A 21,267-nucleotide genomic window follows, 5' to 3' on the forward strand; every position below is an offset into this window, starting at 1 on the left:
TAAACCTTAACTGGATTTTTAACATGGAAGCAACTGCTATTGTTGGCGCCTCATTGATGATTGGCTCGTCGATATTTATGTATATCTTGGCATTTCTTGCAGTCATGGCCATCGGTGGATATCTGACCTATCGTACTAGCCCAAAGCAAAAACGACGTCGAGAAGATAAGCGCAATCAAGACAATTTGAATTAATATAAAAAAGCCCCTTTCTCTTTTTTGAAAAAGGGGCTTTTTTAATGCAGTAAAACGTATTAAGACTTAATATATTAAAAATGGTAGTGTCTGTTAGAATAAATGTAGTAAACCTTCTTCCTAGCTTCTTTGCTACATTAAACCAAGCGCACGTAATGCTGCCGCACCGAATGCCATTCCGAACATCCCTACCACCGTCGTAAACGCCAAGATATTTGCCGCGAGCACATCATTGCCACCCATAGCCTTTGCCATCACGTAACTGGCCGCAGCGGCTGGTGATGCCACCATCAAGAATAGCACACCCATGTGTACGCCTGATAAACCGAATGCTAATCCGATCGCAATGGCGACGATTGGTGCAATAACAATACGACCAATACTGGCCTGCATGGATAAACCTGACGCATTCAGCATCGACTTCAAATCAATACTGGCGCCAGCGCAAATCAATGCCAATGGCAATGCGACCGCTGCCAACAAATCACCAGTCGTGTGAATCACACCCGTGAGTGGTGGCAGTGGCAGCGCCTTATAAGCAAATGCTGATAGCAATGCCAATATCAGTGGATTAGTAAATACCTTTTTAATGATCATAATACTACGACTGATCAAAGTATCATCCACACTTTTAGAGACACGACTTAACGTAATGACCGCTAAAATATTGAACAATATAGTGACTACGCCCATGTAAACGGCACCAATACTTAAACCACGCTCACCATAAGCATTAGCAACGGTTGCGAGGCCAATAATAGCCATGTTGCTACGGAAAATACCTTGTACGAACACGCCTTGATCGGCAGGACGTTTGACAAAACGCTTGGCATACAGCTCCGCCCCAAAGAATAGGACAAATGTCACCAAAATACCAACAAAAATTAGCTTAACTTGCTGACCATAATCAACATCGCTATCAACCACGCTAAAAAATAACAAGCAAGGCAGGCAGTAGTTAAAAACAAAGCTGGATGCCTGATCAATGAAACTTTGGCTTGCCTCGCCACGTCTTTGCATAAAAAAACCCAACCACATCAAAGCAAGGTTGGGGAATACAATAGTAATAGCAAAAACAATAGCATCAATCATAAATAGGCTCAATTCGGTGACAGGCCCATCATGATATGAGCATCAACAAGAAAATTTAGTAAGTAATAATCAGATTTTATGACCTAGTATAGAGACAAAGCAGCAAGTAAGACAAGTTTGAATGAGACTTTATTTCGATAATAGAGTGGATTTTAATAAACAAAAGCCCGTAATAACATTTTATTACGGGCTTTTTATTTCATGGATACTTTGTTATAAAAGGCTTTAGTATACTACCGTTACGAGTCGAGCGCAGCCTTTGCTTTTTTGTGTTTTTTGACCGTCATCGCCAATAACTGTATAGCCGCAGGTGTGACACCGCTGACACGTCCAGCTTGAGCAAGCGTCGCAGGACGAACTTGCGTGAGTTTCTGTACAATCTCGTTCGATAGCCCTGATACCACACTATAATCAAAGTCTAGCGGTAGCGCTGTGTTTTCTAGGCGCTTCATTTGATCAATATCTTCTTGTTGACGATCGATATAGCCTGCATATTTAACAGAAATCTCGATCTGCTCGCCTACTTGCGCATCAACGGTTGAGTCAGTGATAGCAGCAATATCAGCAAAATGTATTTGCGGACGCTTGAGCAAATCAAAGGCAGTCGATTCTTTAGAGAGTACCTCACCCGTCTGCTCAGTCACTTGCTTACCTAGTGCGTTGGTAGGCGTGGCCCACATATCTTTTAGGCGTGACGTTTCTGTTGAGATCGCTTCCATTTTTTCTTGGTAAGCCTGCCAGCGTACATCATCTACCAGTCCTAATTTACGACCCATCTCAGTCAAACGCTGATCGGCGTTGTCTTCACGTAAGAGCAAGCGATACTCTGCGCGGCTCGTAAACATACGGTATGGCTCGGTCGTACCATGAGTAATCAAGTCATCGACAAGTACGCCAAGATAGGCTTCATCACGGCGCGGTGTCCACGTTTCAAACTCGCTGTTATTGGTCGTCACCAATGCCGCATTGGTTCCTGCTAGCAAGCCCTGCACGCCCGCTTCTTCGTAGCCCGTTGTACCGTTAATTTGACCAGCGAAGTATAGACGATCAATCGACTTGGTCTCAAGCGTTGGCTTGAGATTTTGCGGATCAAAATAATCATACTCGATGGCATAACCTGGGCGAGTAATATGCGCGTTCTCTAAGCCTTTCATACTGTGAATGAAGTCTAACTGCACATCAAATGGCAGACTGGTCGAAATACCATTCGGATATAGCTCATGCGTGGTCAAGCCTTCTGGTTCAATAAATATCTGATGGCTGTCTTTATCCGCAAAACGATGAATTTTATCTTCAATCGATGGACAATAACGCGGGCCTACGCCTTCGATTTTGCCTGAGAACATTGGCGAGCGATCAAGGTTTTCGCGAATGATGTCATGAGTGCGCGCATTGGTATGCGTAATATAGCAATTGACTTGCTCAGGATGCATAGAGACGTCACCCATATAACTCATCACTGGCAATGGCGTATCACCTGGCTGTACCGTCATTACGCTAAAGTCAACGCTACGTGCATCGATACGTGCTGGCGTACCTGTCTTTAGACGACCGACTGGTAGCTTAAGCTCACGCAAACGATCCGCAAGCTTAATAGAAGGCTGGTCTCCTGCACGTCCACCATTCGAGTTTTCCATACCAATATGAATGACGCCGCCCAAGAAAGTCCCTGAGGTTAATACGACTGTTTCGGTCTTAAAGACAATACCTGTAGAGGTCACAGCAGCTGTAGCACGCCCATTCTCTACCAAGATATCATCAGCGGCCTGCTGAAATATATCTAGGTTTGGCTGATTCTCTAGTGTGTGACGAATCGCCGCTTTATACAAAATACGGTCTGCTTGCGCACGTGTGGCACGCACAGCAGCGCCTTTACGACTGTTTAGCACACGGAACTGAATACCCGCTTTGTCCGTTGCCAGCGCCATCGCACCGCCTAACGCATCAATCTCACGCACCAGATGCGACTTGCCGATGCCACCAATCGCAGGGTTACAGCTCATCTGCCCAAGCGTCTCAATGTTATGCGTCAACAACAAGGTCTGTGCGCCCATACGTGCAGCCGCTAGAGCAGCTTCTGTACCAGCATGACCACCGCCGATCACTATCACGTCGTAATGTTTTGGGTATTGCATGTTTGCCTCACTTGACTCATAACGCTGCCGATGGTCATATTCTATTAGTAAAGAACACTGCCATCGACAAATAAACGTCAGTCGTATTTATAAAAAAGATAACGACTCAGATAAGTCGTTCATAATTGGTTGAATAACCCATCATTATAACAATTTTTTCACGCTTAAAAAACGCTAGCATAAAAACTATTATAATTAAGCGCAAAGATACTTACGCCAGCATCACTTTGATTATTAGCTTTTGAGTTCGTGATGATGTCTTAGTTATTACTGTTTCCACGGCTCAAGGGTACGATCTGATCCGATTGACCACTAGACAGCATATGATGGCTACCATACCCTTCTGGATTGATCTGTAGATAGGCATTCATTTGACCAATCGCTTCACCATCATCACTCGCCAAAATCTGCGCTTTGATGAGCTCAACTGGCGGTAATGGTAAGTTTTTGAGCAAGGCCAAGCGCTGGTGGTTATCACCCTTATTAACTACCAATTCGATAAGCTGACGGGCATCGATTGGCAAATCTGGCGTGTTTTGAGCCAACAATGCCAAATGATAAGCACCTGCCGGATCTTGGTCCACAACAATGCGCTGTTCAATAGCGATATAGGTCGCTTCAGTTGCACCGCCTGCCACACTAAGCTGATGAATACACTTGAGTGCTGAATATGACTCATTATTAGCAATCTCAATAATGCGTGTCGATTCATTCTTTAGACGCTCACGGCGCTTTTCAATCGCTGCTTGCTCAGCCGCTTCTGTTTGCTCATTTAACTGTTCGCTGGTTTGGTTATTCATAAAGCTCTCTTATTCATCTGATAATTATTATTTATATCGCTGGTATCTTGGACACTATATGGGGGTAAATCCTATAAAAACAACGAAGCCTAATGACATAGGCGCGTGGAAATAATAATAGGAACAATAATAAATACGGTACTAACAACACTAATAGCGACAATAAAAAACCCAAATAGCCATCAAATGACTATCTGGGTTTGCTGTGCTCGTGTCTTGCAAAGGCTAATTGGACATTAAAGACATCCAATTCACACTTTTAAGTATTAAGCAGCTGGGCTGTTTGCTTCGATCAATGGCTTTAGCTCACCTGATTGATACATTTGCAAGATGATGTCTGATCCGCCCATCAACTCGCCATCAATCCATAATTGCGGGAACGTTGGCCAATTAGCAACCTTTGGTAACGTTGCACGAATTTCTGGGTTTTCTAAAATGTTTACAAACGCAAATGGACGACCAATTTGAGTCAACACTTCGATAGAGCGCGCAGAAAAGCCACACTGCGGAAATTGCGGTGTGCCTTTCATGTAGATAATAACTTTATTGTCACGGATTTGATCACGGATCAATTGTTCAACGTCGTTTGCAGCAGTGTTTGGGGTTTGCTCACTCATAAAAGCTCCTATTGATAAAGCGGTTCATTAAAATGATTATTTATATAAAAATAATTGTGTAAAGACGTGTCTGATACATGGGGCGACTGCCGCTGTATTACAAGCACGAATTTTCGATCTATGTAGGTTCGATAGCATTAGGGACTAATAATACCACGGCATTGGCCATGATGCCCTCTTGACGACCCGTAAATCCCAATTTTTCAGTCGTGGTCGCTTTCACACTGATATTGCTAATATCCGTTTGCAAGTCGCTGGCGATATTGGCGCGCATGGCTAGATTATGTGGCGCCAACTTCGGACGCTCACACATCACGGTAATATCAGCATTGCCTAGGCTATAACCAGCCTCTTGCACTTTACTATAAACATAACGCAGCAAAATCCTTGAATCCAATCCGGCATGTGCCGCATCGGTATCAGGAAAATGCTGCCCGATATCACCAAGTGCAAGTGCGCCCAGCAGCGCGTCAGCCAATGCATGCAAGACCACATCCCCATCAGAGTGTGCGAGCAAACTATGAGAATGCTCAATCGGCACGCCCGCTAGCACCACATATTGCTGCTGCTGACCATTATTATGAAAAGCATGAACATCGATACCTTGACCAATTTTTATCATTGTTGTTCCAAGATGCATTAAACGTGATTAAAATAATTCAAAACCACTATCTGAATTTTCAAAGTGGTTTTACGAATAGCCAGACGCCATCGGTCGCCACCAGTTTCAATTAACTGGTATAATATGATGTTTATTTTATCATAATACCAGATCCAAAAGACAAGCTGACGTTGTTGTACTGAGACTACCTATTGTAGTGGTTGTATAACACTTGGCGTCGACATGTACTTTGGATAACGTATAAATAGTTGAGCCGTTTTATGTCAGCCATACAAGATACTTCAAGCACACCCGTTTCTGAGTCTTTTAATACTCATCGCCCTTTGACACTTGCTGATGTCGAAAATCCTAGCACCAAGCATGTGATTGTCGGTATGTCAGGTGGGGTCGATTCTTCTGTATCAGCCGTATTACTTCAACAGGCAGGCTTCAAGGTTGAAGGCCTGTTTATGAAGAACTGGGAAGAAGATGACGGCACCGAATACTGTACGGCGATGGATGATCTAGCAGACGCGCAAGCCGTATGTGACAAAATCGGTATGAAGCTACACACGGCCAATTTTGCTATGGAATACTGGGATCGCGTATTTGAGCATTTTTTGGCAGAATATAAAGCCGGACGTACGCCAAATCCTGATATCTTGTGCAACAAAGAAATTAAGTTCAAGGCGTTTTTGGACTATGCGTTGACGCTTGGTGCAGATTATATCGCTACAGGTCACTATACGCGCCGCAGTGTGAATTACAAAAATAATGACGGCACTGAGGTTGCTCAGCTCTTACGCGGTCTTGATAACAATAAAGACCAAAGCTATTTCTTACATGCGGTTGGCGGTGACAAAATCGCCAAAACGTTATTCCCAGTTGGTGAGCTCGAAAAGCCAGTGGTACGTCAGATTGCTGAAGAGCATGACCTAGCGACGGCTAAAAAGAAAGATTCTACGGGTATTTGTTTTATTGGTGAACGCCGTTTTAAAGACTTCTTACAGCAATACTTACCTGCCCAAAAAGGCGAGATACTTACTGATGACAATAAAGTCATCGGTACGCATGATGGCCTCATGTATTACACATTGGGTCAGCGCGGTGGCATCGGTATTGGCGGTGTCAAAGACCGTCCTGAAGAACCATGGTTTGTATTGGCAAAAGACTTGGACAAAAACCGCTTAATCGTCGGTCAAGGGCATGAACATCCCATGCTAATGAGCAACGAGCTAAAAGCATATAAGCTCGATTGGATCGACGGTTTACCACCTGCGGATGTGTTTAGTGACAAAGGTCTAGCCTGTATGGAAAAGTCTCGCTATCGCCAGCCAGATCAAGCGTGTCGCGTGTTTGCGACCAATGCTGATGGCAGCGAAGTGCGCGTGGTATTTGATGAGCCACAGCGCGCTGTCACCCCTGGACAATCAGCGGTATTTTATATCGATGAGGTATGTCTAGGCGGCGGCGTGATTGAATCTATCGATGCGCCATGTGGATTTTAGAGAGAATTAATTTAGTTTTTGACAGCGGAAGTAGTAACCGTTACTGTACTGCTTGTCATACCCTCGTCTGTATTTGAATTAGTATCATCAACTGTATATATTTGATAAGTCAGCTGCGCAACAGGCTGCAGCTCTGATGTAAATTGATAAAAACGAATGTCATAACTGCCTTTAAGCCAGCCATCGTCTGGCTTAAAGCTAACCCAATTTTGATTGCTGTTAGCAACAATATCTTTTTTCTCAAACAGTAATACTTGTCCTGTCTGATTATTGACCCATTTCACAAACACAAAAGGACTGGCTGGCACTTTGCCCGCAGTATCGAGATGCGCGAATATAGTGGCATTTTTTTCTATTGTTGAGGTATCCATGGATATTGATGGCATCACAGGCGTTAGTGACAACTTAACATCACCGACGAGTGGCTGATTGTCATTTTTTTTGTACAATTCCTCAACTGCACGCTGCGCAAATTGACGTTTATCAGAGAGCGCTTCACCTGCACCTTGGGTCATGAATTTATCAATATATTGTTCCAACATATAGTCTGGCATTTTATTGACAATATCCATCGCTTGTTCTTCTGAGTAATCATGCATAGAACCTACTGGTTGCGATCCTATCGCTGGTATATTGCTACCATTTTGATGTTCAAGCGCTTGCAATTCTGCAGGTACCATACTTTCTTTTTTCTCAAACCCTGAATCAGTATTATCTTTCAGCGATGATATAGGCTGCTGCCTGCCCTGCATAACTTGATCCATCTGTTGCTTAGTCATCAATAAGTAAGTGCCTAGACTACCAAGGATAAAAGAAATAAGGATGGATGAGAAAAATAAAGTTTTGTCTTTCATAGTTATATTCTAGAGATAAGATACTTGAGTAATAGAGTTTGGTTCAATAAGCGCTATTAATATGGACAGCCTTTACTTTTAAGATGTTTTCATTTTTTATGAAAAAAGCCATTTTTATCTTTAATAAAAACGGCTTTTTTATTTTAAAACACCTGTTTTAACCAGAGAGCCCACTCGTTGGAAACTGACTGCTCATAGGTTTACAAACATAATCATATTTACCATTAGCACTTTCTATATCGCGCTTAATCTCATCACCATCACCATCTTTCGTAGTTATGATACTAAAGTTTGCATAGCCACGAGGTGGCGTACCTACAATCTGACAGCTTAATGAGAATTTCTTACCATTGTTGATATTAGATTTCTTAACTAAACAACCTCTACCAATCTCATTGACTGTAATGGTATTGCCACTGATTGCACAATTTGATAGGCCTTGAAACTGAACAGGCTCAGAAGATCCATATGAACCACTGCTATCACTATCACCGCCGCAAGCGCTAAGCACCAATGCTGAGCCTAACACTAAAACGCTAAAGAATTTATTCATGTATTGATTTCCATTTAGTGAACTATTGACGACAAAAGAGACATTAAATCACTTTTACATTAGAAAAACAATACCGTTACAAATATAAATTATTGGTTTTTATAAAAAATGTGTATATCACATTATTATTATTCCTCTAGCAATATCAACAATGCCCTGTTTGTCCTTTAGCCTTATCTTTTTATTCCCAACAATAAACGCGAAATACGGTAAACATTCACTTTTTTTATCAGTTTTTGCTATAATTGCGCCACCAGAATTTACTACTGTAGTAAGCATTCATTTACTTTCTGTTCACTCAAAGGCGATACCATGACCCCACTTACCGCACTCTCCCCAATCGATGGCCGTTATGCCAGCAAAGCAGACAGCTTGCGTCCATACTTATCTGAATTTGGTCTAATCAAAGCCCGCGTTACAGTAGAGATTCGTTGGTTACAGTCGCTGGCTGATAATGACGCGATTGGTGAATTAGCAGCATTTGATGACCAGACCAACGCTTTTTTGAACGCAATCGTTGATGATTTTAGCGAAGCAGATGCTCAAGCTATCAAAGACATCGAAACGACGACCAATCATGATGTAAAAGCGGTTGAGTACTTTATCAAAGACAAGTTCCGTGGTCAGGATGCCTTGATTGACTCACTTGAGTTCATTCACTTTGCCTGTACCAGTGAAGACATCAATAACCTATCGTATGCGTTGATGCTCAAAGACAGCCGCGAGCTAGTCGTTGCCAAAATGCAGCAAGTGACTGATAGCATCGTTGACTTATCTATTGCTCACGCTGATCAACCGATGCTATCACGCACCCATGGTCAAACAGCCAGCCCAACGACACTTGGTAAAGAGATGGCAAACGTCGCCTACCGCCTAGCTCGCCAAATCAAGCAAATTAATCAAGTAGAGCTATTAGGTAAAATCAACGGTGCAGTCGGTAACTATAATGCGCATTTTTCAGCGTATCCTGACGTCGACTGGCAGACTCATGCTGAAGCCTTTATCAATCAGCGTTTAGAGCTAACATTCAATCCTTATACCACTCAAATTGAGCCACACGACTATATCGCTGAATTGTTTGATGCCGTTAAACGCTTCAATACGATCCTGATCGATTTCAACCGTGATATCTGGCAATATATCAGCTTAGGCTATTTTAAACAGCGCCTAAAAGACGGTGAAGTTGGCTCTTCTACCATGCCGCATAAAGTTAATCCAATTGACTTTGAAAACTCTGAAGGTAACTTAGGCGTTGCCAATGCGATGCTGGCACATTTGGGTGAGAAGTTACCAATTTCACGTATGCAGCGTGACCTATCGGATTCAACTGTGTTGCGTAATATTGGTGTTGGTCTAGCACAGAGCATGATTGCGTTTGATGCTTGCCTAAAAGGCGTGGGTAAACTTGAGCTAAATGCACAGCGTTTAAATGACGATTTGAATCAAGCGCAAGAAGTGTTGGCAGAGCCGATTCAAACCGTTATGCGTCGCTACCGTGTTGAAAACCCGTATGAGAAGCTCAAAGCTTTGACTCGTGGTAATGCCATGACTCGTGAAGCCATGCTGACGTTTGTCGAAAGTGACGAGCTATCGGCGGTTAGCGATGCGGATAAAGAACGCCTACGTGCATTGACGCCTGCTACTTATATCGGTAATGCCGCCGAGCAAGCACGCGCTATTAAAGAATGGATTGCCAAGCTGTAACTACTAACTATTGATAGTAGCCAGCGAGCACTATGCATCAAAATAAAAAATATGTGCTTGCTAGTACGATTGCGGTATTTGTCGTCATGGTACTGGCAAGCATTAAGCCTCTAGAGTGGTCGAGCTACCTGCTGCATCAGCTCGGTACGCTACTTTTTTTAGCATTAATGCTAGGTGCTTATCGCTATCGCTACGTTAGCTCACGCTCCTATGCGCTCGCATCGATATTTCTGATCATCCATATTATTGGTGCGCGTTATCTATACTCTTACGTGCCCTACAATGATTGGACACAGCACCTATTCGGTATACGTTTAGACGAATTGTTTGGTTGGCAGCGCAATATGTACGATCGTCTTGTCCATTTTAGCTACGGGCTTTTACTGTTCAATGCAATGGTAGATGTCTCAAAGTCTATCTTCAAAGTCCAATCTGTCAAACTACTCATCGCCCTTGCTCTCATGATTAATATGTCATCAAGTCTGCTCTACGAATTACTCGAATGGAGCATTGCAATGACGTTATCACCAGAAGCTGCTGAAGCTTATAACGGTCAACAGGGTGATATTTGGGACGCCCACAAAGATATGGCTTTAGCATTACTCGGTGGGCTAATTGCGGCAGGTATTGTGCTATTTCAAACTCGTCAAAACCAAGTGGTGTCTAATTAAGTGATTAATCGTCTTTTTTATCATCATCACTGTCGCCCGGTATGATGGCTTTACCGACAGCAACGGTTCCTTTGACCACACCTTTGGTAGTTTTATAAGCGATTTTGGCAGGTACGGTGACAATCTTATGGACACAGGCTTGTAATAAAAACACGCTAGCGATAATGACGATAAAATGTAATTTTCTCATAACTTTCCTACGATTCGGTGGCTGCTCTGATGATAGCCATCAGATAGGTGACAATCATAAACGATTAAAACCTTTCCATAAAGCCTCTCTTACTATCAATCTCATACGCATTTAAAATATGGATTTACCCATGACTTCTATTCCTCTTTGTCTACCCGACTCTATCACGCCTGAGCAGTTTTTGGCTGAATACTGGCAAAAGAAACCCTTACTTATCAAGCAAGGGTTGCCACAATTGATCGACATGTTTGAGCCAGATGATATGATTGGTCTTGCCCTTGAGGAAGATGCCAGCGCACGCTTGCTAACCCAAGCAGCCAGTAAAAAAGAAGGTCAGGCACAGTGGCAACTCAAGAAAAGTCCGCTAACTGAAACTGACTTCGATAACCTCCCAGAACAGTGGACTGTACTGGTACAGAACCTAGAGCAGTGGTCGCCAGAGCTCGGTCAGTTGTGGCAAGCCTTTGACTTTATTCCGCAGTGGCAGCGCGATGACATCATGGTCTCCTATGCGCCTAAAGGTGGGTCTGTCGGTAAGCATTATGACGACTACGATGTGTTTTTGGCACAAGGCTATGGCTCTAGGCGCTGGCAGTTGGGCAAATTTTGCGATGAGCAGACAGAATTTGTTGCTGATGAGCCTCTTCGTTTATTTGATGACATGGGTGAGCTTATTTTTGATGAGATACTAGAAGCGGGTGATGTGCTTTATGTACCACCAAAGCTGTCACACTTTGGGGTGGCACAAGATGACTGTCTCACTTTCTCTTTTGGCTGTCGTCGTCCAAATTTGATGCAAATTATCGATAGCGTGGCAGATATTGCAACCAATGACAGCCAGTTATTCATCCCTATGCTACTGCCACAAACGCTACAGAACTCAGGTGAGCTGCAAGCGGACAGCATCGCTGCGATCAAAGCGCAATTGCTAGAGATGCTACAATCTGAGCGCGGTGATGATATGATTCGCCAAGCTGTCTCTGAAGTGGTTGGTAAGCGTCAATATGATGCGCTGATGCCAGAGGAAGCACTGGAGACGGATGAGCTTATGCAAGCATTGTCTGAGGGTGCGACACTACAAGCAGATTATAGCAATCGCCTACTCTATGGCAAAACTGATGATGGCATTGTGCTGTATGCCAATGGGCAGCGTCTCGATGGACTTGATGATGCAGCAATAGCAGTGTTGGTACGTTTGGCTGATGGAGAGCCATTACAATATCATGATGTGAAGGATATCGATGCAGATGATTTAAGCGAATGGTTAGAGAACGGTTGGGTATGGATTGAAATGGCTGAATAAGACCACGTAATTGTTTTCAGTTAAATCACGCAAATAAAAAAACCGCTATCTGACAATTACTCAGATAGCGGTTTTTTCTTATGCATATTATACAATTACTCGTTCAATACTCATGATGATGTATCAAACGCCGCTTAGTATTTATTAAAACCACTATAAACACTAAACGGGTTGGTCATTCATACTATTATTCTGTACCAAGCTCAAGCAAGCTCGCGTTACCACCGATTGCTGTGGTGTTAATAGTTTTAACGCGCTCAGTAACAAAACGATGCAGATAATCAGGCGTTAACATTTCTGTTAAGCCTTCCATATCAGTGACGCTGATCACTTGCGTCAAGATACCGTCTGTCTTAGCAAGCTCTTGACTGATGGCTTGTACTTCGCTGTGGTTACCAGAAACGGCCACTTGGGCAAGACGGTCAATATACAAAAGCGTGGTGGTCTGAGAATCATTAGCCACACTCAATACATCTTCGCTTATACCTGTATCGTACAATATCTTAGCAGCTTCATTGCACATCTCATCTTGGCTTGGGCAATGCAATATGACTTCATTACCAGTCAATAATGCGGCTATCAGCTGCCCTAGCACTGCCATTGCTCTGGCAGACTCTTCCCCAATGACCATTGTCTTACCACGACCAGTCACATATAAGTCATTTGACTCACCAGTGGCGCCAGTCATACGATGCGTCTCATCCAAACTAGGAGCCGCGCTCAATAAGTGATTGAACAAACGCTTTGCTTTGTTAGCATCACCAGTCAATAGAGACAACTTTGGAATTGCCGCCTCTAGGTACGTTGCGCGATTGACCGCGCCAAGTAGTCGCCAAGATTCACAAACCTGGGCATGATTTTTTTTGAATTCAGTCGCCATGTTGCTACTCCTTATGCGAGTTCTGTTTGAGTGGTTGTTTGGGTGTTAGCATTTGCTTGGTTGCTGCCATTTGATTCTGAGCTAAGCTGCATCAGACGCGCAACATAGTGCGGGCCACCAGCTTTAGGACCAGTACCAGACAGGCCACAACCACCGAATGGCTGGACGTTTACGACCGCGCCGATTTGGTTACGGTTGATATAAGTGTTACCTACAAAAGCACGACGCTCGATATGCTCAACAGTTTTTTCGATACGACTATGGATACCCATAGTCAAACCAAAGCCTGTGTTATTGATAGAATCAATAAGCTTATTTAGATCACGTGCTTTATAGCGCAATACATGTAGAATTGGGCCAAAATGCTCACCACCAATAACGTCTATGCTTTGCACTTCAATCGCTGTTGGCAGTACAAAGGTAGAGTTTTCTTGGCTGACAACCGAGCTTGAGCTCATTGGTGTTTGAGCCAAGATAGTCGCAGTTGGCTCAGCATCCATACGCGCGATGTGCGCCTCAAGACCATTTTTGGCATCAGCATCAATGACTGGACCTACATCTGTGGCAGCGTATAGCGGGTTGCCAACAGAAAGCTCAGCCATATTACCTTGCAATAGCTCGATCAAATCATCAGCCATCTCTTCCTGTACACATAGTATACGGCAAGCTGAACAACGCTGACCTGCTGAACCAAATGCAGATAGAACAGCATCTTTGACGACTTGCTCTGGCAGTGCTGTTGAATCAACAATCATCGCGTTCTGACCACCAGTCTCAGCGATAAATACAGGCAGCTCGCCGCTCGCTTGTGCATGATCATTCAAGCTTTGATTGATACGCTGAGCAGTTTGGGTTGAGCCAGTAAATATCACACCTGCTATGTTATCAGCAGCCGTTAGCGCTCCGCCCACGTCACCAGCACCTGTCACCAATTGTAGTGCTTCTGCTGGTACACCCGCTTGATACATGAGTTGCGCACCAAAATGAGCAATCAAGCTGGTTTGTTCAGCAGGCTTAGCGACCACCGTATTACCTGCTGCCAGTGCCGCCACGATTTGACCCGTGTAGATGGCCAATGGGAAGTTCCATGGGCTAATACACACAAAAGTGCCACGTGGTTTATAAACTTGACGAGATTGCTTACCAGACAAATCTGTAAACTCATGCACAACATCGTCTAGGCGCTCTGCTTCATCAGCGTAAAAACGACAGAAATCAACGGCTTCTTTGATTTCATCGATACTATCTTGCATGGTCTTACCAGCTTCGACTTGGCATAATGCCATTAGCTCAGCGTAGTTTTCTTCAAATAGCTCAGCCATCTTACGCAAGATTGCTGCACGTTTGGCTACTGTCACGTTCTGCCACGTACTTTGACCCGCAACAGCGACATCAATCGCTTGACGAGCCAGTTCTGCATTGGCATATTTGACTTCACCAGCGCTTACGTCATGATTCCAAGGCGCAAGTACAGGCTGAGCATCAAGCTGATGGGTGACGCCATCTACTTCATATTCATTAATTGCTTGGCCGTTGATGATAGGTGTCGCTGACCATTTTTTATTGAGATGGCTATCAATAGCTGCTTTAAACGGCAACCACTGTGACTCTACAAATATGTTAGGGCCAAAACTTGCACGTCGCGAACCATAAATCTCTAGTGGTAGCGGGATATCTGGGTTGTGCAATGTTGGGTTGGCAAGTAGTTTGTCATATGGATGCACAGTTAGTTTTTCAATCGGATACGACTTGTCTAATAACTGATGGACAAACGAGCTGTTGGCACCGTTCTCTAACAAACGACGTACCAAATATGGTAGCAAGTCTTTGTGCGCGCCAACTGGTGCATAGATACGTACAGGAATCTCATAAGCTTGCAAAATATGGTCATAAAGTGCATCACCCATACCATGCAAACGCTGGAACTCAAACTCTTTATGCTGACTCATGGTCATGATTGAAGACAGTGTATGCGCATTATGCGTCGCAAACTGTGGCCAGATAAGACCGCGCAGATGGTCTGATAATAAGAAACGCGCACTAGCAAGATATGCGGTATCTGTACCTTCTTTGCGTGTCCACACTGGATAGCCTGATAGACCTTTTTGCTGAGCAAGTTTGATCTCAGTATCCCAATAAGCGCCTTTTACGAGACGTACTGGAATGCGATCACCGACTTCAGAAGACAAACGGGCAAGCCAAGCCAATACAGCGATAGCACGTTTAGAATAACCTTGTACAACGATACCTAGGCCATCCCAACCAGCTGTTGAGTTATCACGGTACAGAGACTCAAACAGTTTTAAAGAAATCTCAAGACGATCGGCTTCTTCGGCATCAATACTAAGATCAACATTGACTTCACGTGCCGCTTCAATAAGAAGCAAACAGCGTTGACGCAATAGACCCATGACCTGAGCTTCTTGCGTCGCTTCATAGCGAGGATGCAGCGCAGACAATTTGATAGATACTGACGGCTTTGGCATACCTTCTTTGACTTTGACGTTGGCCGTCGCTTTGATCGCATGCAAGTAGTCATTGAAGTATTTTTCAGCATCTCTATGCGTGATAGCCGCTTCACCTAGCATATCGAATGAATAGGTATAACCTTTATTACGATATGGCTGGCTGTTTTTATTGGCGTCTTCGATGGTTTCGCCCAATACAAACTGATGACCCATGATACGCATGGCTTTTTGCATGGCACTACGAATGACAGGCTCACCCATCTTTTTGGTCATGCGATCCAAGAAACCTGATGCAGTGGTGCTGCTATCAATACTGACGACACGGCCTGTCATCATCATGCCCCAAGTAGAGGCATTGACCATGAAACCATTGTCATTTTTGATGTGCTTTTTCCAATCAGCCACACTCATTTTGTCATGAATCAATGCATCAGCCGTATAGTTATCCGGCACTCGAATCAACGCTTCTGCCAAGCTCATGAGCAAGATACCTTCTTGGGTATCAAGGCTATACTCAAGCAATAATGAGTCAACCATCTTGACGGCTTTGCCATCGTTACGCACATGCTCAACCAACTTGCGAGTCTGCTCAGCGGCAGCATCACGCTCTTGGGTACTAGGCTTGGCAAGTGGCAATAAATCAGACAACCAACGCTGTTCATCAACGCTATATAATGGTGAAATACGCTTATATAGCTCTTCTATTGGCTGGGCAAGATACTCTGGCGACAGCATATCAACAGGATTGAACAAAATCGGCTCTTGCGGGGTAAACTGGTCTACTGGGTTCATAACAACTCCATAACTATCGTTTAAAAACCATAATAAATGGTGCTTTAGGAAGTCTGATCGTCCTGCATAACTGCTCGTAACCGCTATCAAAATAGAGGTTATTGACGGATATTCACAGCAATAATCAAAAGACCAAACGGCGCCATCACAAAACTAGAAAATCCAGCACATGCTGGAGATGGTTAAGTAGGTCGTTCAACTGTTAAACGGGCTACGTTAACAATACAAAGGCAACAACGAAAAATTAAGCGGCATTAGTGCCTTCTTCTTGTTAGTAGTGAAAGGAGTGTGATGGACAAATATCGCTTGAATGAAGTGACAAAAAATCACTGGAACAAGCCCAAACATACCATCTTAAATGTGCAAATTCACTGTAAGAAAAACCTCTACGGCGTTGATTGAGGTGATGCGCTTAACTCGGCTATAATATCATGAAAAAAAAATTCAAACTAACGATTTTTTTTATTTTTATAAATTAATTTGCCTTTAAATAACAAAGACTTACAAGCACTTTGTCAGTCATGACGCTTTGGTTATATTTTTTAGTTTACTATTGCTGATTAATTATTACCAAAATTTTGGGTTCTAATCGCACAAATTTTAGGCCTACTAGTAAGCTAAGTACTGTCTCCAAATAATAAAAACCCTCTTTACCATCAAGTGATAAAGAGGGTTCTATTGTTAGGTCTCATACCTAGCGCTATACGCCTTACAAAAAGATAATTTTAACCAATAGCACAAGGGTCAAAAGCCATACAGCAATGCTGATATCAGCAAACTTGCCAGCGATTGCTTTAACCGCAGTAAAGGTGATAAAACCAAGCGCGATGCCATCAGCGATAGAGTATGTCAGCGGTGTGAACAGCAATACAACCACAACAGGCGCCGCTTCTGTTAAGTCGCTCCAGTCGATGTCTTTTAAGGTGCCCATCATCAGTACAGCAACATAAAATATGGCACCGGCCGTCGCATAGGCTGGGATCATACCAGCTAATGGAGAAAAGAAAATACTTAGTAAAAATAACACACCAACAGTGACTGCCATCAATCCTGTACGGCCACCTGAGGCGATGCCCGAGATACTTTCAATATAACTGGTGGTTGAAGACGTACCAAGTAAAGAGCCTGCGACCGTCGCTGTTGAGTCTGCTAATAGCGCCTTGCCCATATTCGGGATATTGCCATCTTTGTCAGTCAACTTGGCTTGGCTAGTGGTCGCAATGAGCGTACCTGCAGTATCAAATAAATCCACAAATAAGAAAGCGAAAATCACACTGATCATACCCACATCGAATGCGCCAGCGATATCGAGCTGCATCAGTGTCGGCGCGATTGAAGGTGGTGCCGATATGATACCGGTAAACTGTGTATAGCCCATGAGCAAGCTAATCAGAGCAACCAGCAAAATACCAATGGTTACCGCGCCTGGAACTCTTTTATAAGACAGACCAATAATGACGACAAAACCTAGAGATGCCAATACAGGACCAAATGACGTCATATCGCCAAGAGCAACCAAGGTCGCATCATGATTGACGATGATACCTGCACTCTGCAAAGCAATAAAAGCCAAGAATGCACCAATACCAGCGACTACGCCGTTTTTGAGAGAGTTTGGAATCGCATTGATGATTGCCTCACGAATCTTAAAGAGGCTTAATAGAACAAAGATACAACCTGACAAGAACACTGCTCCCAGCGCAGTTTGCCATGCATACCCCATTCCTAAGACCACGCCATAGGTAAAGAAAGCGTTCAATCCCATGCCTGGCGCTAACGCTACTGGTAGTCGGGCATAGATACCCATAATAAAACAACCGACCGCTGCGGCCACACAGGTTGCAACAAATACGGCCCCTTTGTCCATACCTGCATCGGCTAAGACATTAGGGTTAACAAAGATAATGTAAGCCATCGTCAAAAACGTGGTTATACCAGCGACGATTTCTGTTTTGATCGTGGTATTGTCACCATTAATCCCAAAATAGCGTTCAATTGCATTCATAAGTGTGTCGCCCCCGACTGGCTAATAAAAAGTCACCACTACCTAAAATTAAACATGACCTCAGCAAAATGGCGATGCCGCAGTAAGAATAATGTAGTAACAAAGCGTAACATATTAGACGAGTTGTCTTACAAACTCAATCGCTGATAATGTCTAACTCGTACAAAAAAGCAATTAAAAACACCCCTTTTATAACGACTAAAAGTCTATACAAATTTGGATTTTCTTATAGTCTCTAGACCAAATCATTTATATATATTAGTAATGAGTTACCACTATATCGTTAAGATACTTAATATTTGCTATATCGTACTTTTTGTCTGGTTAACACATTAATAATGACGTTTCTTTCATTTAGAAGTAAACTAACAGGTTATTATATTCATGTTCCAGTGATTGAGCGCGGTCTCAAATGGTCTCTTACTAAACCAGATTATCGAGATCTGTACTTCGCTTAAAATTCAACGATAAAGTATACGTATTATTTTTAGGGTTCGTTTGGTTTAGATGTCTGTATTTAAACCAGCTGTTGTCAATTATCCGTGAGTCCATTACATGCCTGAATCATTAAATATTATTGATCTTATTACCCAAGCCAGTCTATTGGTACAGATTGTGATGGCGTTATTGCTGTTAGCCTCTTTGTTCAGTTGGGTCATTATTTTCCGTATGAGTGCGCGACTCGGTACGGCCAAAAACTTTGATCAACAATTTGAAACTTGGTTTTGGTCGGGCGAAGATTTAGCAAAGCTGTATCAAGGCGTACAAGGCTCACCTGATCGCCAAGGACTTGAGCAGATTTTTTATGTGGGTTTTTCAGAATATCTAAGGATGCATAAAAAGCGTCAACCTAAAGATGACATCATCGACGGTGTCGAGCGTAAACTGCGCGTCGGCTTGGGCCGTCAGCAGCAATTACTCGAGTCAGGACTGACGACACTAGCGAGTGTCGGCTCGGTAGCTCCGTACATCGGATTATTTGGTACAGTTTGGGGCATCATGAATGCGTTTTTGGGACTGTCGCAAACCGAGCAAGCCACCCTAGCCTCTGTCGCGCCTGGTATTGCTGAGGCGCTGATTGCGACGGCCATGGGCTTATTTGCCGCTATTCCTGCTGTATTGGCATACAATCATTTTACGGCAAAATCTAGCCGTCTTTATGATTCACGAGCACTGTTCTGTGACGAGATGACCGGCATGCTACAGCGCGAGACCAGTGTGCAAAGCCCAGTTGCTAGAGAGACTCAAGTGAGTGCCACTCAGGTGAATGGGCTATGAAACCAAATCCCTATCGCCGTGAGAAAAAAGCGCTGAATGCAGAGATGAATGTCGTTCCCTACATCGACGTTATGCTGGTGCTATTGGTGATATTTATGGTGACCGCACCCATGCTCATTACGGGTGTTGATGTTGATTTGCCAAAAGAGCAAACCAATACCATGAGTCAGAGCCAATTGCCCGTCATTGTCTCATTGACTGACAGTGGTGAGATTTTTATCAGTTATGAAAACAACATCGACTTGCCTATTAGTGAGCCTGAGCTAATTAACACTTTGTCGAACTTACAATCTCAGAGCGGTAATACTGATGCCGAGCCATTGCAAGTGATGATTAATGCTGATCAAAATAACCAATATGGCGCTATCATGACGCTCATGGCAACTTTGCAGCAGGCAGATATTGAAAAAGTAGGGTTATTGACTGGTGCGCCTCTACCGACGCCATCGCTTCAATAGCTATACCTTCTATATAGGTATGTCACATCATAACAGCCAATCCGATAAACCACGTTCATGAGTATCCATACCATGCATAATGCGCCTGCCGTCTATGTCCCCACCGAACCTGAAGGCAATGGGCTAACACTGCCTACATTACTCAGTTTGCTAGCACATGGTCTTATAATCGGCATACTGGTTTATAACTATCAAACCGCTGAGGTTGAGACTGCTGGTAGCATCGAGACGGTCATGGTATCTCCTGAGCAGCTCGCTGAAATGCAAGGACAGATATTGGCCAATCGTGCAGCAGCCAGCGCCATGCAAATGGATAGCAGCGCCAGCGAATCCGCCAGTAGCGCTCAACAAGAAACCTCAAGCAGTAGTAGCTCAAGCGCTCAAAATCCAAGCCAGCCGAACTCTCAGCGTGTCCCTGTATTTACGCGATCTGACGAGCCTGCCAGTCAGCCTATGCTTATGAGCGAAGAGCAACATCAACGCTTGCGTGAACAAAACCAAGAATATGAGCGCAGAATGGCAGAGTGGGCAGCGCAGCTAGACGAATCCGCGATAGAGGAGCTTGATCAAGTAGAGCAAGACAAAAGAGAACAGATGATCGAAGAGCAAAAACGGCTTGGAGATTTTCGTCAAAAGCAAAACAACCCACCCAAGATTAGACGCCCCACGGCTAACGATCGTAATATACAGATTGATACAGATGGCTCTGGTAATGCAGGACGAACCTTTAGTCTCTCAGATGGTCAATCAACCCTCTCAGGCGACACCTCAACCTCTAGAACATCCAAAGGTAGTAGTCGCTCTGCCTCAAGTGGTAGTCGCGGAGCCAGCAATAGTGAAATCATCAATCTAATCAAGCGCAACTATACGCCGCCTACCGCAGCGAAAGGCTCTACCCAGCGTGCCACCTTAACCATCACCGTCAATGCCAATGGTGACGTGGTCAATGTTAGCGCGTCTGGTCCTGATAGCGTCGTCAATGAAGCTGCCAGACAAGCAGTGCTCAATACAGGTAGCCTACCAATCGATGCTGATGACCCTAAATACCCTACCTTTACCATACAATTTAAAGGTAGCAATTAATCAGTTGCTAGCGTCTTGTATTATTGATAACGTGATGTTAAGTGGCTTTTATCGCATTGTTTTTTCATCTAAATACTTGCC

At 43.8% G+C, this 21,267-nt stretch carries 19 protein-coding genes; 8 read left to right on the forward strand and 11 right to left on the reverse strand.

Going from position 1 to position 21,267, the window contains the following annotated elements; translation table 11 throughout:
• The first annotated feature begins 23 nt into the window (after positions 1-23).
• Positions 24-194 carry a hypothetical protein gene (locus ACTXGK_RS24045; protein ID WP_443515322.1) on the forward strand — a complete coding sequence of 57 codons (171 nt, stop codon included), beginning with the start codon at positions 24-26 and terminating at the stop codon, positions 192-194.
• Positions 195-326: 132 nt separating this feature from the next.
• Here the strand turns inward: ACTXGK_RS24045 and ACTXGK_RS24050 are convergent, their stop codons facing one another.
• From ACTXGK_RS24050 to ispF, 5 genes are all read right to left on the reverse strand, one after another.
• On the reverse strand, positions 327-1,286 hold the full coding sequence (locus ACTXGK_RS24050; protein ID WP_443515321.1) for an AEC family transporter: 960 nt from the start codon (positions 1,284-1,286) through the stop codon (positions 327-329).
• Between the two features lie 239 nt (positions 1,287-1,525).
• Positions 1,526-3,421 (reverse strand): tRNA uridine-5-carboxymethylaminomethyl(34) synthesis enzyme MnmG, encoded by a 1,896-nt coding sequence (gene mnmG, locus ACTXGK_RS24055; protein WP_443515319.1) that lies wholly within the window; start codon positions 3,419-3,421, stop codon positions 1,526-1,528.
• A 260-nt stretch (positions 3,422-3,681) separates the two neighbouring features.
• Positions 3,682-4,221 (reverse strand): hypothetical protein, encoded by a 540-nt coding sequence (locus ACTXGK_RS24060; protein WP_443515318.1) that lies wholly within the window; start codon positions 4,219-4,221, stop codon positions 3,682-3,684.
• Positions 4,222-4,487: 266 nt separating this feature from the next.
• Positions 4,488-4,838 carry a Grx4 family monothiol glutaredoxin gene (gene grxD / locus ACTXGK_RS24065; protein WP_201600586.1) on the reverse strand — a complete coding sequence of 117 codons (351 nt, stop codon included), beginning with the start codon at positions 4,836-4,838 and terminating at the stop codon, positions 4,488-4,490.
• A gap of 118 nt (positions 4,839-4,956) precedes the next feature.
• The gene (gene ispF / locus ACTXGK_RS24070) at positions 4,957-5,460 is read right to left on the reverse strand and encodes a 2-C-methyl-D-erythritol 2,4-cyclodiphosphate synthase (RefSeq protein ID WP_443515316.1); all 504 of its coding nucleotides are present in this window, start codon (positions 5,458-5,460) and stop codon (positions 4,957-4,959) included.
• 374 nt (positions 5,461-5,834) lie between these two features.
• Here ispF and mnmA point away from each other — a divergent pair, with 374 nt between their 5' ends.
• A complete protein-coding gene (mnmA, locus tag ACTXGK_RS24075; RefSeq protein WP_443515444.1) occupies positions 5,835-6,947 on the forward strand; it encodes a tRNA 2-thiouridine(34) synthase MnmA in 1,113 nt (370 codons plus the stop codon).
• Positions 6,948-6,958: 11 nt separating this feature from the next.
• On the opposite strand, the gene ACTXGK_RS24080 is transcribed toward mnmA, so the two are convergent.
• Together ACTXGK_RS24080 and ACTXGK_RS24085 are read right to left on the reverse strand one after the other, a co-directional pair.
• Positions 6,959-7,801, reverse strand: a complete 843-nt coding sequence (locus ACTXGK_RS24080; RefSeq protein WP_443515315.1) for a hypothetical protein — start codon at positions 7,799-7,801, stop codon at positions 6,959-6,961.
• A gap of 157 nt (positions 7,802-7,958) precedes the next feature.
• On the reverse strand, positions 7,959-8,354 hold the full coding sequence (locus ACTXGK_RS24085; RefSeq protein ID WP_443515314.1) for a hypothetical protein: 396 nt from the start codon (positions 8,352-8,354) through the stop codon (positions 7,959-7,961).
• 312 nt (positions 8,355-8,666) lie between these two features.
• On the opposite strand from ACTXGK_RS24085, the gene purB reads away from it, so the two are divergent.
• Both purB and ACTXGK_RS24095 read left to right on the forward strand, forming a co-directional pair.
• The gene (gene purB, locus ACTXGK_RS24090) at positions 8,667-10,058 is read left to right on the forward strand and encodes an adenylosuccinate lyase (protein WP_443515312.1); all 1,392 of its coding nucleotides are present in this window, start codon (positions 8,667-8,669) and stop codon (positions 10,056-10,058) included.
• Positions 10,059-10,090: 32 nt separating this feature from the next.
• Positions 10,091-10,729: a DUF2238 domain-containing protein gene (locus ACTXGK_RS24095; protein WP_443515311.1), complete on the forward strand. Its 639-nt coding sequence runs from the start codon at positions 10,091-10,093 to the stop codon at positions 10,727-10,729.
• Between the two features lie 4 nt (positions 10,730-10,733).
• Here the strand turns inward: ACTXGK_RS24095 and ACTXGK_RS24100 are convergent, their stop codons facing one another.
• On the reverse strand, positions 10,734-10,919 hold the full coding sequence (locus ACTXGK_RS24100) for an NF038104 family lipoprotein (RefSeq protein ID WP_443515310.1): 186 nt from the start codon (positions 10,917-10,919) through the stop codon (positions 10,734-10,736).
• A gap of 130 nt (positions 10,920-11,049) precedes the next feature.
• Here ACTXGK_RS24100 and ACTXGK_RS24105 point away from each other — a divergent pair, with 130 nt between their 5' ends.
• Positions 11,050-12,222: a JmjC domain-containing protein gene (locus ACTXGK_RS24105; RefSeq protein WP_443515308.1), complete on the forward strand. Its 1,173-nt coding sequence runs from the start codon at positions 11,050-11,052 to the stop codon at positions 12,220-12,222.
• 187 nt (positions 12,223-12,409) lie between these two features.
• On the opposite strand, the gene ACTXGK_RS24110 is transcribed toward ACTXGK_RS24105, so the two are convergent.
• From ACTXGK_RS24110 to ACTXGK_RS24120, 3 genes are all read right to left on the reverse strand, one after another.
• The gene (locus ACTXGK_RS24110; protein ID WP_443515307.1) at positions 12,410-13,102 is read right to left on the reverse strand and encodes a 1-pyrroline-5-carboxylate dehydrogenase; all 693 of its coding nucleotides are present in this window, start codon (positions 13,100-13,102) and stop codon (positions 12,410-12,412) included.
• A gap of 11 nt (positions 13,103-13,113) precedes the next feature.
• Complete coding sequence (putA, locus tag ACTXGK_RS24115) at positions 13,114-16,362, reverse strand: bifunctional proline dehydrogenase/L-glutamate gamma-semialdehyde dehydrogenase PutA (RefSeq protein WP_443515306.1); 3,249 nt, start codon at positions 16,360-16,362, stop codon at positions 13,114-13,116.
• Between the two features lie 709 nt (positions 16,363-17,071).
• A complete protein-coding gene (locus ACTXGK_RS24120; protein ID WP_058025341.1) occupies positions 17,072-18,367 on the reverse strand; it encodes an NCS2 family permease in 1,296 nt (431 codons plus the stop codon).
• Positions 18,368-18,922: 555 nt separating this feature from the next.
• Between ACTXGK_RS24120 and tolQ the strand changes: the two genes are divergently transcribed.
• The 3 genes from tolQ to ACTXGK_RS24135 are packed head-to-tail and all read left to right on the forward strand — an operon-like array spanning position 18,923 to position 21,186.
• Positions 18,923-19,645: a protein TolQ gene (gene tolQ, locus ACTXGK_RS24125; RefSeq protein WP_201600559.1), complete on the forward strand. Its 723-nt coding sequence runs from the start codon at positions 18,923-18,925 to the stop codon at positions 19,643-19,645.
• Positions 19,642-20,103 carry a protein TolR gene (gene tolR, locus ACTXGK_RS24130; RefSeq protein WP_443515303.1) on the forward strand — a complete coding sequence of 154 codons (462 nt, stop codon included), beginning with the start codon at positions 19,642-19,644 and terminating at the stop codon, positions 20,101-20,103. The genes tolQ and tolR overlap by 4 nt, the downstream gene beginning before the upstream one ends.
• A gap of 57 nt (positions 20,104-20,160) precedes the next feature.
• The gene (locus ACTXGK_RS24135; RefSeq protein WP_443515301.1) at positions 20,161-21,186 is read left to right on the forward strand and encodes a cell envelope integrity TolA family protein; all 1,026 of its coding nucleotides are present in this window, start codon (positions 20,161-20,163) and stop codon (positions 21,184-21,186) included.
• Positions 21,187-21,267: the final 81 nt, after the last annotated feature.

Origin of the sequence: Psychrobacter sp. T6-5, from assembly GCF_052258485.2 — a bacterium.
Taxonomy (GTDB): domain Bacteria; phylum Pseudomonadota; class Gammaproteobacteria; order Pseudomonadales; family Moraxellaceae; genus Psychrobacter.

Bases quoted from the DNA above. Each gene is read 5' to 3' on its own strand.
- ACTXGK_RS24060 (WP_443515318.1), bottom strand. From the start codon at position 4,221: ATGAATAACCAAACCAGCGAACAGTTAAATGAGCAAACAGAAGCGGCT.
- mnmG (WP_443515319.1), bottom strand. From the start codon at position 3,421: ATGCAATACCCAAAACATTACGACGTGATAGTGATCGGCGGTGGTCAT.
- ACTXGK_RS24045 (WP_443515322.1), top strand. From the start codon at position 24: ATGGAAGCAACTGCTATTGTTGGCGCCTCATTGATGATTGGCTCGTCG.
- ACTXGK_RS24110 (WP_443515307.1), bottom strand. From the start codon at position 13,102: ATGGCGACTGAATTCAAAAAAAATCATGCCCAGGTTTGTGAATCTTGG.
- ACTXGK_RS24095 (WP_443515311.1), top strand. From the start codon at position 10,091: ATGCATCAAAATAAAAAATATGTGCTTGCTAGTACGATTGCGGTATTT.
- grxD (WP_201600586.1), bottom strand. From the start codon at position 4,838: ATGAGTGAGCAAACCCCAAACACTGCTGCAAACGACGTTGAACAATTG.
- mnmA (WP_443515444.1), top strand. From the start codon at position 5,835: ATGTCAGGTGGGGTCGATTCTTCTGTATCAGCCGTATTACTTCAACAG.
- ACTXGK_RS24135 (WP_443515301.1), top strand. From the start codon at position 20,161: ATGAGTATCCATACCATGCATAATGCGCCTGCCGTCTATGTCCCCACC.
- ACTXGK_RS24105 (WP_443515308.1), top strand. From the start codon at position 11,050: ATGACTTCTATTCCTCTTTGTCTACCCGACTCTATCACGCCTGAGCAG.
- ACTXGK_RS24080 (WP_443515315.1), bottom strand. From the start codon at position 7,801: ATGAAAGACAAAACTTTATTTTTCTCATCCATCCTTATTTCTTTTATC.
- ACTXGK_RS24050 (WP_443515321.1), bottom strand. From the start codon at position 1,286: ATGATTGATGCTATTGTTTTTGCTATTACTATTGTATTCCCCAACCTT.
- ACTXGK_RS24085 (WP_443515314.1), bottom strand. From the start codon at position 8,354: ATGAATAAATTCTTTAGCGTTTTAGTGTTAGGCTCAGCATTGGTGCTT.
- ispF (WP_443515316.1), bottom strand. From the start codon at position 5,460: ATGATAAAAATTGGTCAAGGTATCGATGTTCATGCTTTTCATAATAAT.
- putA (WP_443515306.1), bottom strand. From the start codon at position 16,362: ATGAACCCAGTAGACCAGTTTACCCCGCAAGAGCCGATTTTGTTCAAT.
- ACTXGK_RS24100 (WP_443515310.1), bottom strand. From the start codon at position 10,919: ATGAGAAAATTACATTTTATCGTCATTATCGCTAGCGTGTTTTTATTA.
- tolQ (WP_201600559.1), top strand. From the start codon at position 18,923: ATGCCTGAATCATTAAATATTATTGATCTTATTACCCAAGCCAGTCTA.
- purB (WP_443515312.1), top strand. From the start codon at position 8,667: ATGACCCCACTTACCGCACTCTCCCCAATCGATGGCCGTTATGCCAGC.
- tolR (WP_443515303.1), top strand. From the start codon at position 19,642: ATGAAACCAAATCCCTATCGCCGTGAGAAAAAAGCGCTGAATGCAGAG.
- ACTXGK_RS24120 (WP_058025341.1), bottom strand. From the start codon at position 18,367: ATGAATGCAATTGAACGCTATTTTGGGATTAATGGTGACAATACCACG.